The sequence below is a fragment of the Streptomyces sp. NBC_00659 genome (assembly GCF_036226925.1).
In the GTDB taxonomy this organism is placed as follows: Bacteria; Actinomycetota; Actinomycetes; order Streptomycetales; family Streptomycetaceae; genus Streptomyces.
Genome location: NZ_CP109031.1, coordinates 6,076,241 through 6,093,252, shown reverse-complemented (window position 1 = coordinate 6,093,252; position 17,012 = coordinate 6,076,241). Strand labels below are relative to the sequence as shown.

The 17,012-nt window shown below is 70.4% G+C and carries 18 protein-coding genes; 2 read left to right on the top strand and 16 right to left on the bottom strand.

Features of this window, described 5'->3' with window-relative positions:
* Positions 1-6: 6 nt before the first annotated feature.
* From OG410_RS26700 to OG410_RS26685, 4 genes are all read right to left on the bottom strand, one after another.
* A complete protein-coding gene (locus OG410_RS26700) occupies positions 7-1,422 on the bottom strand; it encodes an AI-2E family transporter (protein ID WP_329301463.1) in 1,416 nt (471 codons plus the stop codon).
* 135 nt (positions 1,423-1,557) lie between these two features.
* Positions 1,558-2,256, bottom strand: a complete 699-nt coding sequence (locus OG410_RS26695; protein WP_329301462.1) for a lytic transglycosylase domain-containing protein — start codon at positions 2,254-2,256, stop codon at positions 1,558-1,560.
* A 427-nt stretch (positions 2,257-2,683) separates the two neighbouring features.
* Entirely contained in the window at positions 2,684-4,009 is a 1,326-nt protein-coding gene (locus tag OG410_RS26690; protein ID WP_328671181.1) for a PhoH family protein, read from the bottom strand.
* A 320-nt stretch (positions 4,010-4,329) separates the two neighbouring features.
* Positions 4,330-5,103, bottom strand: coding sequence for an isoprenyl transferase (locus OG410_RS26685; protein ID WP_326785763.1), 774 nt, complete (start codon positions 5,101-5,103; stop codon positions 4,330-4,332).
* 144 nt (positions 5,104-5,247) lie between these two features.
* Here OG410_RS26685 and mgrA point away from each other — a divergent pair, with 144 nt between their 5' ends.
* Complete coding sequence (gene mgrA / locus OG410_RS26680; protein WP_329301461.1) at positions 5,248-6,285, top strand: L-glyceraldehyde 3-phosphate reductase; 1,038 nt, start codon at positions 5,248-5,250, stop codon at positions 6,283-6,285.
* Between the two features lie 408 nt (positions 6,286-6,693).
* A complete protein-coding gene (locus tag OG410_RS26675) occupies positions 6,694-7,029 on the top strand; it encodes a DUF192 domain-containing protein (RefSeq protein WP_329301460.1) in 336 nt (111 codons plus the stop codon).
* Positions 7,030-7,347: 318 nt separating this feature from the next.
* On the opposite strand, the gene OG410_RS26670 is transcribed toward OG410_RS26675, so the two are convergent.
* From OG410_RS26670 to OG410_RS26615, 12 genes are all read right to left on the bottom strand, one after another.
* A complete protein-coding gene (locus tag OG410_RS26670) occupies positions 7,348-8,223 on the bottom strand; it encodes an LLM class flavin-dependent oxidoreductase (RefSeq protein ID WP_329301459.1) in 876 nt (291 codons plus the stop codon).
* Between the two features lie 48 nt (positions 8,224-8,271).
* Positions 8,272-8,883, bottom strand: coding sequence for a dihydrofolate reductase family protein (locus tag OG410_RS26665; RefSeq protein WP_329301458.1), 612 nt, complete (start codon positions 8,881-8,883; stop codon positions 8,272-8,274).
* A gap of 85 nt (positions 8,884-8,968) precedes the next feature.
* On the bottom strand, positions 8,969-9,616 hold the full coding sequence (locus OG410_RS26660; protein ID WP_329301457.1) for an OmpA family protein: 648 nt from the start codon (positions 9,614-9,616) through the stop codon (positions 8,969-8,971).
* A 3-nt stretch (positions 9,617-9,619) separates the two neighbouring features.
* Entirely contained in the window at positions 9,620-10,213 is a 594-nt protein-coding gene (locus tag OG410_RS26655) for a hypothetical protein (RefSeq protein ID WP_329301456.1), read from the bottom strand.
* A gap of 15 nt (positions 10,214-10,228) precedes the next feature.
* Entirely contained in the window at positions 10,229-10,837 is a 609-nt protein-coding gene (locus tag OG410_RS26650) for a pilus assembly protein TadG-related protein (RefSeq protein ID WP_329304260.1), read from the bottom strand.
* Entirely contained in the window at positions 10,834-11,034 is a 201-nt protein-coding gene (locus tag OG410_RS26645) for a hypothetical protein (protein WP_326785771.1), read from the bottom strand. Before OG410_RS26645 ends, OG410_RS26650 begins: the two co-directional genes overlap by 4 nt.
* 114 nt (positions 11,035-11,148) lie before the next feature.
* Positions 11,149-11,880: a response regulator transcription factor gene (locus tag OG410_RS26640; RefSeq protein ID WP_329301455.1), complete on the bottom strand. Its 732-nt coding sequence runs from the start codon at positions 11,878-11,880 to the stop codon at positions 11,149-11,151.
* Positions 11,873-13,285, bottom strand: coding sequence for a sensor histidine kinase (locus OG410_RS26635; protein ID WP_329301454.1), 1,413 nt, complete (start codon positions 13,283-13,285; stop codon positions 11,873-11,875). The genes OG410_RS26640 and OG410_RS26635 overlap by 8 nt, the downstream gene beginning before the upstream one ends.
* Positions 13,285-14,175, bottom strand: coding sequence for a DUF5936 domain-containing protein (locus OG410_RS26630; protein WP_329301453.1), 891 nt, complete (start codon positions 14,173-14,175; stop codon positions 13,285-13,287). The genes OG410_RS26635 and OG410_RS26630 overlap by 1 nt, the downstream gene beginning before the upstream one ends.
* 13 nt (positions 14,176-14,188) lie before the next feature.
* A complete protein-coding gene (locus OG410_RS26625) occupies positions 14,189-15,130 on the bottom strand; it encodes a type II secretion system F family protein (RefSeq protein WP_329301452.1) in 942 nt (313 codons plus the stop codon).
* A gap of 103 nt (positions 15,131-15,233) precedes the next feature.
* Positions 15,234-16,577 carry a CpaF family protein gene (locus OG410_RS26620; protein ID WP_328671168.1) on the bottom strand — a complete coding sequence of 448 codons (1,344 nt, stop codon included), beginning with the start codon at positions 16,575-16,577 and terminating at the stop codon, positions 15,234-15,236.
* An 18-nt stretch (positions 16,578-16,595) separates the two neighbouring features.
* Positions 16,596-16,871 carry a hypothetical protein gene (locus OG410_RS26615; RefSeq protein ID WP_329301451.1) on the bottom strand — a complete coding sequence of 92 codons (276 nt, stop codon included), beginning with the start codon at positions 16,869-16,871 and terminating at the stop codon, positions 16,596-16,598.
* Positions 16,872-17,012 lie beyond the last annotated feature (141 nt).

Below are 17,012 nucleotides of genomic sequence, written 5' to 3'. Positions count from 1 at the left end.
CGGCCGCTACGGCGTCAGCCGGTGGGCCGGGGACGCGTCCACGGCGGTGGCTCCGCGGGGCTCGGGGGCGTGGCGCAGATCCGCTTCGGCCGCGTACGACCGCAGGTAGACGACCACCGTGTTGGTCACCGCGACCAGCGGGACGGCGACGACCGCTCCGCCGATGCCCGCGACCATGCCTCCGGCGGCGACCGACAGGACGACCGCGAGGGGATGGACGCGGACCGCGCGGCCCAGGATGAAGGGCTGGAGGATGTGGCCCTCGATCTGCTGGACGGCGAGGACCACGACGAGTGTCATGACGGCGGCGAAGACGCCCTGGGTCACCAGCGCGACCACCACGGCCAGCGCCCCGGAGATCACCGCGCCCACCAGCGGGATGAACGCGCCGAGGAAGATGAAGACGGCGAGCGGCACGGCCATCGGGACCTTGAGGAAATAGATGCCCAGGCCGATGAAGGTCGCGTCGATCAGGGCGACGATCACCGTGCCGCGGACGTAGGCGGTGAGCGTGCGCCACGCGCGCGGGCCCGCGCCCGCGACCCCGGTCCGGGCGGCGGCCGGGACGAGCTTGAGCGACCACTCCCAGATCCGCTTGCCGTCGTAGAGCAGGAAGAGGGTCGAGAACATCGTGAGCAGGATGCCCGTCAGCGCCTCGACGATCACCGTCACACCCTGGAGGCCCGCGGACGTGATCTGGTCCGTGTTCGCGCCGATCGCCTCGCGGAGGTTCTTCGCGATCTCGTTGATCTGCTTGTCCGTCACATGGAACGGGCCCTTGAGGAGCCACTTGCGCAGCTCGTCGATGCCGTCCTGGATCTGGTTGGAGAGGTTGTCGATGTTCTCCTGGACCTGCCAGACCACGAACCAGCCGACCAGCCCCATGATGACGAAGCCGAGGATCGCGGTGAGCGCCGTGGCGAGCCCGCGCGGCACCCCGTGACGTGTCAGCCGGCCCACCGTGGGCTGGAGCAGCGCGGTGATGAGCAGCGCGGCCACGAAGGCGAGGACGACGAGCTGCACGGCGCTGATGACCCGCATCAGCACCCAGACGGTGCCCGCGAGGATGAGCAGCCGCCAGCCGGCCTCGGCGGCGACCCGCACTCCCCACGGCACGGCGAGGGCGGGGTCGGGGCGGTGGTGGAGCGGTACCGCGTGGACGGGCGCCGCGGCCGTCTCCTCGGAGGGGCGCTGGACCGGCAGCGCGGAGGCGTCGGCGTCCACCGTCGGGTCGTCGGGGGTCCCGGGAGCCCGCGGGAGGGTGCCGGGTGCGTCGAGGGGGGTGGGCGTGTCGAGGCCGTCCTCGCCGTCGAGGGGGCCCTGCGTCTCCAACTCGACCTCGGCGCGGCGCTCGTCCAGCCGCTCGCCGAGCTCGGTGAGCCCGGCGCCGATCCGGCCGAGCCATCCTGGTACACGCGACATGATGCGTCCTCTTCCCCCGCTGCTCCCCACCACTCCCCCCTGGAGTCGTCGGGTCCGACCGTACATGGCCGAAGCCCCTCCCCCTAGGACGGGGAGGGGCTTCGCAAGGTTGAGCCGCCGGCGTACGGCGTGGAACTAGTACCAGTGGTTGGCCTGCCAGAACGACCATGCCTCACAGGGGCTGCCGTACCGGCCGTTCATGTAGCTCAGGCCCCACTTGATCTGGGTGGCCGGATTGGTCTGCCAGTCGGACCCGGCGGACGCGTACTTGCCCGCGGGCAGGGCCTGGAAGAGGCCGTAGGCACCCGAAGAGGCGTTGACAGCGTGGTAGTTCCAGCTCGACTCGTGGTTCACGATGTTGCTGAAGCACTGGAACTGACCGCTCGGCACCATCTGGGCCGCCATCGCCTGGATCTGGGCGACGCTGTACGAGGACTGGACCGAGAAGCTGGAGGCGTCACGCGTCGCGGAGCGGCTGGCTGCCTTCTCGGCTTCCTCGCGCTCCTTGGCTGCCTGCTCGGCCTTGGCCGCGGCCTTCTGCTTCGCGACCGCGTCGTCGGCCGCCTGCTTGCGGGCGGCTGCCTCGGCGTCCTTCTTGGCGCTCGCGTCGGCCGCGATGGCCTGGGCGTCGGCCTGCTGCGTCAGGGACGCGGTCTGCACCTGGGCCTGCTGGCCCGCAGGTATGTCAGCGAGGAGAGTCGAGTCGCTCGCCGTCGCCTCGGCATCGTTCGAGGGCTGGGCGACGCTGCCCGAGGCAACTCCGACCACGCTTCCGACGGCGGTGACCGCGGTGGCCGAAGCCACTGCGAATCCCCGGACCGAAATCCGGCTCACACGGTTTCCTTCCAGCATCGCCCGTTTAGGTGACCCTCGCGGACGCAATCGTGCCCCTCGGCGCTGGCCTCCCAACTGCGGGGTCACGGGGAGACACGGGCCCGGTGGGCAACTCCCGCTGGGGGAGCGCCGCGTGGTGCGCGGGCGGCATACGACGGCTCTATGGAGTTCTGAGGTTCCGGTGTTGCCGTACCGCTGGGGGTACGGCTGTGTCGTATGCGGGGCCTGACAGGAATGAGACTTTAGCCGTAACCCGGCTCCGCACGGCAATTCCGTGTCGCGTGTGAAAGCTCACACCCCGTTTGCCTCAGCTGTTTCCTGGAAACGCCAGCGCAGCAAGACGCCGCCCGGCTAGGCTCTTCGCCTTTGCCGGACGGCGCCAACCAGCGTGTATCCACCACCCTTTGACCAGGTGGGACAGCCGGGATCAGATCTGCCCGTCCTCCAGCATTTCGGTCACGAGTGCCGCAATCTGGGACCTCTCGGAACGATTCAGCGTGACGTGCGCGAAGAGCGGATGGCCCTTCAACTTCTCTACGACGGCGACCACTCCGTCATAGCGCCCGACGCGCAGATTGTCCCTTTGTGCCACGTCATGGGTCAGAACGACCCGTGAATTGGCCCCGATCCGGGACAGAACGGTCAACAGGACGTTCCGTTCCAGGGACTGGGCCTCGTCCACGATCACGAACGCGTCGTGGAGCGAGCGGCCGCGGATGTGCGTGAGCGGCAGGACCTCCAGCATGCCGCGCGCGGTGACCTCCTCGATGACCTCGCGGCTGGTGACCGCGGAGAGCGTGTCGAAGACCGCCTGGGCCCAGGGGCTCATCTTCTCGGACTCGGAGCCGGGCAGATAGCCGAGCTCCTGCCCGCCCACCGCGTACAGCGGCCGGAAGACCATCACCTTCTGGTGCTGGCGGCGTTCGAGGACGGCCTCCAGGCCCGCGCACAGCGCGAGCGCGGACTTGCCGGTGCCGGCCCGGCCGCCCATCGACACGATCCCGATGTCCGGGTCGAGCAGCAGATCGAGCGCGATGCGCTGCTCGGCACTGCGGCCCTTGATGCCGAACGCCTCACGATCGCCGCGTACGAGCCGGACGTCGCCGTCGGCGGTGACACGGCCTAGGGCCTTGCCGCGCTCCGACTGGATCGTCAGACCCGTGTGGACCGGCAGACCGGCCGCTTCGGGGACATGGACGTGTCCCTCCTCGAAGAGGATGTCCACCTGTTCGCCGGCCAGGCTCAGTTCGGACATTCCGGTCCAGCCGGAGGAGCCCGTGATGGCGAGCTCCGCGCGGTACTCCTCGGCGAGGAGACCCACGGAGGACGCCTTGATCCTGAGCGGCAGGTCCTTCGAGACGACGGTGACGTCGTATCCCTCGGCCTGCAGGTTGCGGGCGACCGCGAGGATGCGGGAGTCGTTGTCCCCCAGGCGGTACCCGCTGGGCAGGACGCTGGGGTCCGAGTGGTTGAGCTCGACCCGAACCGTCCCGCCGAGCTCCCCGACGGGAATCGGGGAGTCGAGGCGGCCGTGCCGGACCCGGAACTCGTCGAGCAGGCGCAGGGCCTGCCGGGCGAAGTAGCCGAGTTCGGGATGGTGCCGCTTGGCCTCCAGCTCCGTGACCACGACGATCGGAAGCACGACTTCGTGCTCGTCGAAGCGGCTCAGGGCATTCGGGTCGGCCAGCAGGACGCTGGTGTCGAGAACATAGGTGCGCCGGTCTGGCTTGCGGCGCTTTGTGCTGGTCACCACGGAAGGACGTACCCCCTCGGATGAGGTCGGGGAGCGACGAAGGAGATCTGGACCGGTTGCCGGCACCGATGCACGGGCCGAAAACCGGCCCTCCGCTTCGTCCGTACTGACCGCACGGTCGGGCTGGTGCAAAGGGCCTCCCGGGCGGACGGCCCCGAGCCGTCCGCTGAGATACGACACCCGTGGTTCGGGCATCGACCTGCAAGGCTTATGCCCTCGAACCAGCGAAGCCATGCCACGGCATATGACGGCGCGTTCGTTAACTCCCGATGACGTACGTCCCCACGGGGTGCCCCGCGCAGCACGGGGCACCCCGGAATTCAGCCTCCGTAACGACGGTGTCGCGCCGCGTAGTCGCGCAGGGCGCGCAGGAAGTCGACTTTGCGGAAGGCCGGCCAGAAGACTTCGCAGAAGTAGTACTCGGAGTGGGCGGTCTGCCAGAGCATGAATCCGGACAGCCGCTGCTCGCCGCTGGTGCGGATCACCAGGTCCGGATCGGGCTGGGCACCGGTGTAGAGGTGCTTGCCGATCAGGTCGACGTCGACGCGGTCCGCGAGGTCCTCCATCGAGGTCCCCTTGTCGGCCGCGTCGAGGATCATCGAGCGCACCGCGTCGGCGATCTCCTGGCGGCCGCCGTAGCCGATGGCGACGTTGACGACTATCCCCTCGACATGGGCGGTGGCCTCCTCGGCCTCCTTGAGGGCCGACTGCATCGGGGACGGCAGGATGTCCCGCGTCCCGACGTGGTGCACCCGCCAGCGGCCGTCGGCCGCCAGCGTGCGGACGACGCCCTCGATGATGCCGAGGAGCGGACCGAGCTCCTCCTGCGGGCGGTCGAAGTTGTCGGTGGACAGCAGCCACAGGGTGACGACCTCGACATCGGTCTCGGAGCACCAGCCGAGGAATTCCTCGATCTTGTCCGCTCCGGCCCGGTGTCCCTGGGCGGTGGTGGAGCCGGCGGCCTTCGCCCAGCGGCGGTTGCCGTCCATGATGACGCCGATGTGCTTGGGCACCTGGTCGTGATCGAGGTGGCCTTCCACCCTGCGTGCATAGAACCTGACCAGCAGGCGGCGCAGGTTGTCGCGCAAGGTCACGTGTTGTCAGCCCCTTTGTGCGGATCGGACAGACGCGCCCGAGCACAGTCCCTGTCCATGTGGCGGTCCCCCGGGGCGAAGCCTACCCCCGCGGAACGCGAGGGCTCCCGAGGGGCCTGTGCACCCTGACATAGGTTCGTCCCCATGAACGACCCCCTTCTGTACCGGGCCGCAACGGAGCGGTACGACTCGATGGAATACCGGCGTACGGGCCGCAGCGGCCTCAAACTGCCCGCGGTGTCGCTCGGCCTGTGGCACAACTTCGGCGACGACCGCGCGCTGGACTCCCAGCGCGCGATCCTGCGCCGTGCCTTCGACCTCGGCGTCACCCACTTCGACCTCGCCAACAACTACGGGCCGCCGCCCGGCTCGGCGGAGCTGAACTTCGGCAAGCTGCTGAAGGAGGATTTCGCCCCCTACCGGGACGAGCTGGTCATCTCGACCAAGGCGGGCTACCTCATGCACCCCGGCCCCTACGGCGAGTGGGGCTCCCGCAAGTATCTGCTGTCCTCCCTGGACGCCTCGCTGCGACGGATGGGCGTGGACCACGTCGACATCTTCTACTCGCACCGCTTCGACCCGGACACCCCGCTGGAGGAGACGATGGGCGCGCTCGCGTCCGCCGTCCAGCAGGGCAAGGCGCTGTACGTCGGCGTCTCCTCGTACAGCAGCGAGCAGACGGCGGAGGCGGCCAGGATCCTGACCGGCATGGGTGTCCGTCCGCTCATCCACCAGCCCTCGTACTCGATGCTCAACCGCTGGACCGAGGACGACGGCCTGCTCGACACACTGGAGGCGGCCGGCATGGGCTGCATCTCCTTCGCACCGCTCGCGCAGGGTCTGCTGACGGGCAAGTACCTCCAGGGTATCCCGGAGGGCTCGCGCGCCACCCAGGGCAAGTCGCTGGACCCGGGCCTGCTGAGCGACGAGGTCGTGCGCCGACTGAACGGGCTGAACGGCATCGCGGCCCGGCGGGGCCAGTCGCTCGCCCAGCTCGCGCTCACCTGGGTGCTGCGCGACCAGCGGATGACCTCCGCCCTCATCGGCGCGTCCAGCGTGCGACAGCTGGAGGAGAACCTGGCGGCACTGGCGGCCCCGGAGCTCACGGACGAGGAGCTGAAGGAGGTCGACACGTTCGCGGTGTCGACACAGGGCACCAACATCTGGGCCCAACGGCACTGAGTCACCGCGATCCCGGGCCGAGCCGGGCGACCCCTCCCGGGGGCGCACGGGGGCGCCTGCCGGGCGGGCCGTCGCGGGCACAAAAAACGGGCCGGTCCGTGGGGGGGAGACGGACCGGCCCGAGGGGGGGTTTCCACCATAACCCTTCGTAAGTGATGCTGCGTGCATCCGCGTGCCACAACTACTCTCCGGAGTCGCCCGGCAACGCCACGACAAGCATGGAACCATCGATTCCGGGTGTGATCATGGCTGATTCATGGCTGATTCAAAGGGAATCGTGAAGGATCGACAGAGATCCAGGGGGTTCATGAGCACTCCCGGGACGTGGCGCCGCCACGTCGGCCCGTACTCCGGGCGGGTGATCCACCTGGCGGCCTTCCGCTTGACTCACCCGCTAACTTCGCGCCCATGGCCACGTTCACGACCGACAGGACACCCGAGCCGGTACCCCTGGAACTCGCCGCCACGGCGCGCGCCCGGCGGCGGGGGCTCCTCGGACGCCGGGGGATCGAGGGCGCACTGCTGCTCACACCGGCGAACTCGGTGCACACCCTGGGAATGCGGTTCGCGATCGACGTCGCCTATCTGGACCGGTCGTCGCGGGTCCTGGCGGTACGTACGATGCGTCCGGGCCGGCTGGGACTGCCGCGACCGCGGGCCCGGCAGGTCCTGGAGGCGGAGGCCGGGTCGATGGAGCGGTGGGGCGTGCGGCGCGGCGTGCGGATCACGGTCCGGCACACCTGACGTCACGTCACCGGGCAAGGCAGCACCGCGCAGCCCCCTCCGCTGCGCGGTGCCACACGCGCAGCTTTGCTCACGCGAATTACCTTGGTCTGAACTTACGTCAGCCAAACATTCCTGGCGACAGCCGATCGATAACGATGTGGAAACCCCGTGCAGATCTCCCGCACGCGGCGCGCCGCACCCCGCCCCGCCGCCCGTCATCCGGACGGACATCTCCCACCGAGCGACCCTCATTGGGAGCTTTTCGGTCAATCTGCTCGCGCGGCCGTGGATCATGCCCTGCGGGCCCGCGGATGAGGGGGTCGGGGGATCAGGGGATCAGGGGACCAGCGGGCGCACCTGTCCGGCCGCGAAGCGGACGAAGCCCTCGGGGTCCGGCTCGTCGGCGGTGGGCTGGAGGACCACCGTGTCGGCGCCGGCGTCCACGAGACGCTGGACGGCCTCGGCGACGGCGTCCGCGTCGCCCGCGACCCCGAGTTCCGGGACGACGCTCTCGCCCTCGGCCTCGGTCTCGGCGCGCAGCCGGGCACCGGCGTCCGCCCCGGTGGCGGTGCGCAGATAGACGACGACCCGGTGGTGTCCCTCCGTCCGGCCGGACCTCTGCCGCCCCTCGTCGATGAGCCGGCGGGCCCGCCGTACCCCGTCGGCGGTGGTGGAGGCGGTGAGGACCGTGCCGTCGGCGGCCTCACCGGCGAGGCGGAGCGTACGGGGCCCGGTGGCGCCGGTGAGGACGTCGGGCGCGTCGGCGGGCGGCCAGTCGAGGGCGACTCCGTCGAGTCGTACGTACCGCCCCTGGGTGGTCACGCGCTCGCCGCGCAGCAGGGCGCGCAGCGCGTCGAGATGCTCGTGCAGCAACGTCAGGGGCGACTCGGCCCGCGCCCCGACCTGCCCCATCCAGTCCTGGACGCCGTGGCCGACCGCGACGGCGGCCCGCCCGGGGAACAGCCGGTGCAGGGTGGCGGCCTCCATCGCCGTGACGGCGACGTTCCGCAGCGGGACGGGCAGCAGTCCCACTCCCACCCGCAGACGCTCGGTCCAGGCGAGCGCCGCCGCGGCGGTGGAGATGCCCCCTTCGAGGAAGCAGTCCTCCCACAGCCACAGTTCCTCTAGTCCCGCCTCCTCCGCCTCGCGCGCCAGGGCGCGCAGCCGCTCGGGGGGCAGTTGGGGCCGGAAGACAACACCGAGGGAGGTCATGCCGGCTTCCTACCCAGGCGACCCGGGTGACCCACCACACCCGACCGCCTACGCGCCTTCGGTGCCGGCCGTCCCCGGGGCGTCACCCGTACCGGCCGTGGTGTCCCGCTCGTAGCGCAGGAGGGCGACGCCGTTGCCGAAGGTCCGCGTCTCGATGAGGCGGAGGTCGGTCGGGGCCTCGGCCTCCGGGAACAGCGGCTTGCCGGCCCCGATGAGGACGGGGTGCACGTACAGCCTGATCTCGTCCACGAGGCCCAGGCGCAGGAACTCCGCGGCGAGATCGGCGCCGCCGAGCGCGAGGTCGCCGCCCTCCTGCGCCTTCAGGGCCAGGATCTCCTCGGGCACGACCTCCCGTACGACCGTGGTGTGCCCCGTGCCGCGCTCGAGCGTCCGCGAGAACACCACCTTGGGAATGTTCCGCCAGATCCCGGCGAACTCGGCCATCTCCGGGCTGATGTCCGGGTCCTTGTCGGCCGTCGGCCAGTAGGCGGCCATCAGCTCGTAGGTCACCCGTCCGGACATCAGGGCGCCGAAGCCTCTGATCAGGTCGTTGAAGTGCTGGTGCAGTTCGGCGTCGACCCGGTGCCAGTCGATCTCGCGGTTCGGGCCCTCGATGTATCCGTCGAGGGACACCGACATCATCAACACGATCTTCCTCATGGCGGACTCCATCGACCTCGTGCGCGACCCGTTCGTCGGGGGCATGCTGCCAGGAGGCCGGGCGCGGGAGAAGGTGACGCGCGCGTCAGGCGCTGTTCCCGTCCGCGGCGCCCCTCGGGAAGGTCACCTCCACCCGTCGGTTCTTGCGGCGGCCCTGCTCCGAGGTGTTGTCGGCGATCGGGTAGTCCTCGCTGTAGCCGCGCACCTCGAAGGTGATGTCCGCCTCCACGGAGCCGAGCACCGCGGCCAGGCCGTCGTGCACCTCTTCCGCGCGCTTCTTGGAGAGGGTCAGGCCGTGCGCGTACGAGCCGAGGTTGTCGGTGAATCCGAAGACGCGGACGGTCGTCGCGTGCTGGGCCTTGATCTCGTCGGCGATCGCCTGGATACGGGACTGGGACTCCGGGTTGAGCTTGGAGCTGTCCTTGGGGAAGAGGACCTCCGCCTGGAGCGCGAACGTCACGTCCGAGTTGGTGTCCTCCCGGCGCTCCTCGCCGCCCAGGTCCTCCACGACCGACTTGATGTCGAGCACCTTGGCGGGCGCCAGGGTCGCGCCGTCGGCGAGTTTGAGCCCCGGGCTGTTGGCGTCGACGTCGGGGGGCGGGGAGGTGGTGACACTGCCGGGCGGGGCACTGGGGTCACCGTCGTCCGCGTACGCGGGACCCGGCAGGCCGAGGGTGATCAGCACGGCGAGGGCCGTGAGCACGGTCGCGGCGGGGCGGGGCGGGAGGGCCATGGGTCAGCCCTCGGAGATCTCGATGGAGGCGGGTGGCATGGAGCCGACCTGGAAGTCGACGGCGGAGGTTCCGGCGGGGGGTGCGGGGAACTGGGCGAACCATTGGGTGGTGGCACCCTGGCTGACGCCGCCGGTGAACTGGGTGCACAGGCAGCGGCCCGAGGTGTCCCGGAGGATGAGGTACTTCTTCTTGCCCTTCTGGTCGATCAGGCTGGCGCCGGCGATGGATGCCCCGTTCTTCGACAACTCCCGCTCGTCACCACGCCAGTCCGCCGCGACCCAGGCGTTGTCGGTGTTGTTCGTGACCGTCCCTTCGACGGTCACGAAGCCTCCCTGGTCACGCTTGGCCGAAGTGACCGTAAGCGTGATTCCGTTCTCGCCCTTGACCTCGGCCAGTACCTGGTCCTGGCTCGTTGTCGGCGACGCCTGATTCGCATCGTCGCCGCCCCCCTTGTCCGACTCGGAGGAGGACGAGCCGGCCTTCGGCTTGTCGCCGCCGTCTCCCCCGCCGCATCCGGACACCGCGAGGAGCAATCCGGTACTGACCGCCACCACGGCCATGGCCCTGCGGCCCTTCATGGTGTGCCGGAGATCCATCGGTACGGCTTCCTCTCACTCGGCCAGGTGCACGGAGAACAGCACCGACGCGTCCGGTAGGTCGTCCGGGTTGAAGTCTCCGGGGTCGATGTTCACGATCTCGCCGTCACAGTCGAGTTCGAGGGGCTTCTGCGGATCCGCAGCCGGATCGAAATCGCAACGCGGCTGAATCACCGCTATGGCATGGGCGTTCGCGTGCCGGCCCTCGGTGCCCGGGATGATGGAGTGGCCGACGGTGTAATTGGTCCGGATGTCGGCCCGGTACCCGGGGAAGCCGTTCCTCCTGGCGAACTCAACACCCAACAGGCTGGCATCGTTCTGGGCGGCCAACTGCTGGGCCGCGCCCTCTGCCCCTGCCCCGTCGGCCTCCAAGCGACCGTCCAACCAGTCCAGCCAGTCGTCGTCCTCGCCGACAGCCCCCGCCAGACGGTCCATCAGCTCGTCCCGGGTGTCCTGCGCCGCCGCCAACGCAGCAGCGTCCGCCGCGGATTGAGCTCCATTGCGGGCGGACGCTGCTTGAGCGAAGGCGAAGAAGGCGAACGCGGCGAAGAGCAGAATCCCCGTCAACCAGATGTAGATGGGGAGGGTCTGACCTCGGTCGCTCCCCGTTCCGACGAGGGTCAGCCGCCGATAACGTCGTTCACGGCGTTCAAGATCGCCTGCGAGATCAGCCCGTCCAGTCCCAGGCTGTCGATCAACGTGAAGATCCCCGCGATGATGATCATCAACCCCGCGTACTCCACGAACCCCGCGCCCGCGTCCCGGTGGGCGCCCCGCGTCCGGGAGATCACCGTTCGGGTCCATGTGGTGAACCTGTTCATCAGGACTGCCCTCCCTGCCGACGCCACTAACGACCCGAGCACCGTACGTGAGAAGTCGCCTACCGCGAGTGGGCCCAGGGGCCCAACTTCGCTGGTGGGGAGCGCGGGGCGGAATCATCGGCTCCACCCCTCGTGTGTCGTACCCAGCCAATGGGCGATCGCTTCGCTCCGCGAGGAACTGTGCAGCTTCGCGAAGATGCGATTGATGTGGTTCTTGACGGTCTTCTCCGCGATGAAGCAGGTGGCGGCGATCTGGCGGTTGTTCATGCCGGCCGCGATGAGGTCCATCACCTCCACCTCCCTTGAACTCAGGCCGAACTCGGACTGATGGACGGCATGGCGGTGAAGTCCCGCCGCCGGCAAGGGCCGAGCCTCCGACGACTGTGCCACAGCAGATTGCAGATGCGAAGAGAATGGGTGCAGTTGGTACGAAACTCCGAGTGAATCCGGGACAGCCGGGCGTCCGTGGCGTACCTCCCGTACGGCGGCGATCAGTTCGGCCGCCGTGAACTCGCCATGGACGAGATAGCCGGACGCGCCTTTGCGCAGGGCTTCCGCCACGACCTCGGGTTCGCGGCTGTACGTCAGCATCATCACCGGGGCGATCACGCACAGTTCGGGCAGTGCGGTGAGGCCGTCCGTGCCGGGCATCCGCACGTCGAGAAGGACCACGTCCGGGACGAGAAGAACGGCGCGGTCCAGTGCCTCCGCACCGTCCCGTGCCGTCGCGACGACCGCGATGTCGGGGTGCGCGTCCAGCAGCGCGGTCAGACCGGCCCGTACGACCGGGTTGTCGTCGGCCACGAGGACACGCAGGGACGGACCGGAAAATGCCTGGTCAGGCATGTGCGGCCTCCTCTTGGGAAGTGGGGGGAGCGGGAAGGGCGGCCGTCGAGAGCGGGAGGGTCAGCCGCGCCTCGGTGCCCCCGCCGAGGGGCCGGTCCAGCCGGATGTGGCCGCCGACGCACGCGGCTCGTTCCGTCATGCCGAGCAGGCCGAAATGGCCGGATCTCGTCCAGGCGGCGAGCGCGGCGGGGGTCGCCGGTGCCGGGAGGCCCACTCCGTCGTCCCGGACGAGCAGCGCGAACTCGTGTTCCGACACGTCGAGTTCGACCGTCACCGCGTTCGCGCCCGAGTGGCGGTGGGCGTTCTCCAGCGCCTCGGACACGATCGCGAGGACGTGGTGGGCGGCGGTGCTGGGCAGGACCGCGGACGCGCCCCGGTGCCGTACGGCCGGGGCGAGACCGGTGCTGGCCTCGAAGTCGGCTGCCATGCGGCGGAGTTCGGGGAGGAGGTCGACGTCCGGGTCGGTCAGGTCGGTGTGCCGCCGCAGGTCCGACAGGAGGGTGCGGGACTCGGCGGCGGCGAGGCGCGCGGCGTCCGCCACGACGGTCGCCTGGCGTTTGAGCCTCTGCGGGTCCGCGTCCTCCGCGGAGGCGGCCAGCGCCTCCGCGGCCAGCGCGAGGCCGTACAGCGTCTTGGCCACGGAATCGTGCATCTCGCGTGCCAGGCGGGCCCGTTCGGACTCCACGGCCTCCGCGACGGCGAGCCGGCTGGTCGCCTCGGCCAGGGCCTGGCCTGCCGTTCCGAAGCGGAACAGCAGATTGCGCAGGGTGACTCCGATGATGCCGGCACCGACGCAGAAGCCCGCGATGAGCAGGGTGCTGGAGCCCGCTCCGGGCCGGTGCTCCCAGGCTCTGAAGACCGTGAGCAGCACGATGAGCTGGAACCCGGTGAAGACGCCCGCGCCGCGCCAGCCGTACAGCAGGCCCGACAGCAGCGGGGTGCAGACCGTGGCGTAGGCGAGGGGGGAGGCCGGGGACGCGGTGAGGAGCAGGACCGCGCCGAAGGTGAGGTCAAGGCCCATCAGGGTCGGGTGGGCGAGGAGACGGGGGCCGAAGCGGTCCCAGTCGCGGAGCATCGCGTAGGAGCCCATGACGCCGAGGACGGCGGCGGCGAGGACCGCGTAACGCAGGAGGCCGCCCGTGGCGTTCGTCATCGCGAAGGGCGCGCCGACCGCGATGGCCGCGAGGCGGACGGCGAAGGCCTGACGGCACAGGGCCTGGAGGGCGTTGAGCTGGAGGCGGATGCCGCCGGGTGCGGGGACGTCGTCCGCGAGGTAGCCGGTGCCCCGTTGTTCGCGGGTCCGCGCGAGCCGAAGGGACCGGCGCGCTCGGCTCCGCGCGAGCCGAAGGGGCCGGAGCAGGTGTGCGCGGAGGGTGTGACACCGGTCGCTGGGAAGACTCTTCATCAGCGCCCCAGGATCGAGCCGAAGTCGGTGCCCGAGCCCAGGAACATGCCCGTCGCGATGAGGATCATCGTCGCCGGGAGCATGAACACCAGGGTGACCATGGTGGCCTTGGGGATGGTCTTGGCGGCGCGGCGGCGGGCGTTCTGGGCGTCCGTGCGGCGCATGTCGGTGGCGAGCTGGATGAGGGTCTCGGCGATCGGGGAGCCGAGTTCCTCGCCCTGCTGGAGCGCCGAGACGAACTGGGCCACCTGCTCGGAGGAGTTGCGCCTGCGGAGTTCGTCGAAGGCCTGGCGGCGGCTGACGCCCATGTCCATCTGGCGCAGGGTGATGCGCAGTTCGTCCGCCCAGGGGCCCTCGTACTTCTCCGCGACGCGGTCCAGGGCCTGGCGGAAGCCGAGGCCCGCGGAGACGACGACCGCGAGGACGTCGAGGAAGTCGGGCAGGGTGCGGTCGATGACCTCCTTGCGCTCCCGGACGGCCTGCCAGATGAGGGCGTCCGCGGCGACCAGCCCGAAGGCCAGCGTGAGCACGGCGAAGAGGAGCTGGCCGTTGGAGAGGAAGACCAGGCCGAGGACGACGCCGAAGACCCCGTACACCGCGCGGCGGGCCGCGTAGCGGTTCAGGGTCAGGCCGCCGGGGTTGCCCGCCATGTCGATGCGCCGGCGTTTGGCGTCCACGCGCCGGGGGCCCATCAGTCGCAGGACCGTCGGCGCGAAGCGCATGCCGAGGCGGTCGACGGCCGAGTCCGCGGCCGAGACCCGGGTTCCGCCGACCTCCAGGGCGAGCTGGAGGTCGCTGGGGAGTTTGACCTCGGAGCGGATCATCCGGACGCCCAGGAGGACGCCCGCGACGGCCGTGCCCATCAGGACGGCGAGCAGCAGCGGCAGCAACGTGATCCCTCCCTCACACTTCGATCTTGCCGAGCCGGCGGATGACGAAAAAGCCCACGGTGTAGAGGCCGAGGGCGAGCAGGACGAGGCCCTGGCCGAGCGGGGAGCCGGTGACGCGGGCGAGGGCTCCCTCGTTCGAGGAGTTGATCAGCACCAGGGAACCGATGCCGAGGAAGGGGACCGTGAAGGCGGTCGCGTTGACCTCGGAGAGCATCGTGCGGACCTCGCGGCGGGTCTCCTTGCGGTCCTCCAGGGTCTGGGTGAGGTTGCGCAGGGAGCTGACGACGGAGCCGCCCGCCTTGTTGGCCAGGACGAGGGTGGTGACGAGGACGATCAGCTCACGGGAGGGCAGTCGCTGCGAGAGTTCGCCGAGGGCGTCGTCGATCGTGCGGCCCAGCATCAACTGGTCGGCCACGTGAGCGAGTTCCTCGCCCGCCGGGGCTTCCAGTTCCTCCGCGGCCATGGCGAGCGCCGTGCGCAGGGCGAGGCCGGCCGCCGTCGCGTTCGCCAGCAGGCGTGCCACGTCGGGGAGTTGGTTGATGAACGCCTCGATGCGCTTCTGGCGCTGCCAGTTGAGGAAGATGCCCGCGCTCCACACGCCGAGCAGGGCGGCGATCGGGCCGAAGAAGGGGGCCAGGGTCGCGGCGGCGATCAGCCACAGGGCGACGACCACGGCGGTGACGTAGGTGAAGAACTCCCCCGCCGTGAGATCGAGTCCGGTGGCCGTCAGGCGCAGGTGGATGGTGCGGCCGAGGCGGGTGCGGCGCAGCCGTCGGTCGACGCCGGCGAAGTGGCGTGCCCTGCCGCCCGCCGTGTGCGGAGTGCCGCCGCCGGAGAGCCGGTCGAGGAGGTCGCGGCGCTGGGCGCGGCCGGAGGCGTAGGTGTGCACGCCCGCGACGGCGAGCGTGCCGCCGAGGAGCGTCCCGCCGAGGGCGAGGAGTGCGGGGTCGTTCACTGCTGCCTCCCTTCGGAGGTGAGGGGCTCGGAGGTGAGGGGCTCGGAGGCCGGGGACTCCGTGGTGGGGGTCTCCGTGGTGAGGGACTCCGTGGTGAGGGGCGTCAACCGATGGCCTGCCTCGTGTTGTTGAGTACGTCGATGGCCTCGGCGACGCCGAAGGCCGGCGGCGGCGGCTCGTTGGCGACGTACAGCTTCTCCGCGACCGGCCGCGGGAGCGGCAGGTGCTCGAAGTGGCCCCGCACGACGCGGTCGGGGCCGACCGGGAGGGGCACGAAGCGGGTGACCGGGGTGACGCGGAACTGTTCGCGGCCGTGCGAGACGAGCAGCGCGACCTCCGTGACCTTGCGGGAGCCGTCGGCGTGCCGGGAGAGCTGGACGACGACGTCGACGGCGGAGTTGATCTGGTCCTTGAGCGCCTCGAAGGGGATCTGGACCTCGGACATCGAACCGAGGGTCTGCAGGCGCATGAGGGCGTCCTCGGCGGAGTTCGCGTGGACGGTGGCGAGGGAGCCGTCGTGGCCGGTCGACATGGCCTGGAGCATGTCGAGGGTCTCGCCGCCGCGGACCTCGCCGACGATGATGCGGTCGGGGCGCATGCGCAGCGAGTTGCGGACCAGGTCGCGGATGGTGATCTGGCCCTTGCCCTCCACGTTCGGGGGGCGTGATTCGAGGCGGATGACGTGCTCCTGCTGGAGCTGGAGTTCGGCGGAGTCCTCGATGGTGATGATGCGCTCGTGGGAGGGGATCAGGCCGGAGAGCGCGTTGAGCAGGGTCGTCTTGCCGCTGCCGGTGCCGCCGCTGACGATGACGTTGAAGCGGGCCCGGACGAAGGCGGCGAGCAGCATGAGCGTCTGTTCGTCGAGGGAGCCGAGGCCGATGAGCTCGGGGAGCGTGTACGCGCGGGGGAAGCGGCGGATGGTGAGGGTGGGGCCGGTCAGGGCGAGCGGCGGGATGATGACGTTGACGCGCTCGCCGGTGGGCAGGCGGGCGTCGACCATCGGGTTGGACTCGTCGACGCGGCGGTTGACCGTCGAGACGATGCGTTCGATGGTCTGCATGAGCTGCTCGTTGGAGGCGAAGCGCAACGGCAGCTGCTCGACGCGGCCGGCCCGCTCGACGAAGATCGAGTCCGGGCCGTTGACCATGATCTCGGTGATGGACGCGTCGGCGAGGAGCGGTTCGAGGACGCCGAGTCCGAGTGCCTCGTCGACGACCCGGCGGATCAGCTGGGAGCGTTCGGCGGTGGAGAGGACCGGGCCCTCGCGGCTGATGATGTGGCCGAGGACGCGTTCGAGCCGGGCCCGGCGTTCGGCCGCCGCCAGGCTGGACATCTCGGCGAGGTCGATCTCCTCGAGGAGTTTGGCCCGGTAGACGGCGACGAGGTGTCCGTCCTCACGGGCGGGACCCCCCTCGTCGGGGGCGGCGATACGGGAACGCAGGCTCATGGTGTCGGCTCCTCCCGGTCAGTCGTCGGTGGGCATGGTGGCGTGGCGGGTGACCTCGTAGGGGCCGAAGAGGGGGATGACGCCGGGGACCCTGACCGTGACCGTGGCCGTGGTGAGGTCGGGGCCGGAGACGGGATCGACGCTCGGGTCCAGCCAGCCGCTCACGGCCGCCCGGCCCGCGGCCTCACCCGCCGGGGGGCCGCCCTGCTGCGAGGCGGCCCGCGCGGCGGCCCTCGCCCCGGAACCGGCCTGATTGATGCCGTACCCGATGAGCCCGAGCTGGATGGCCGCCATCCCGACGAGCAGCAGGATGGGCAGGAACCCGGTGAACTCCAGGATGGAGACACCCCGGTCGCCCCGGAGCCGGCGCGTGGGTGCGGGTGCGGGTGCGGCGGCTGCGCGTGCGTGGTGGGTCGGGGACGTGCCGGTACATCC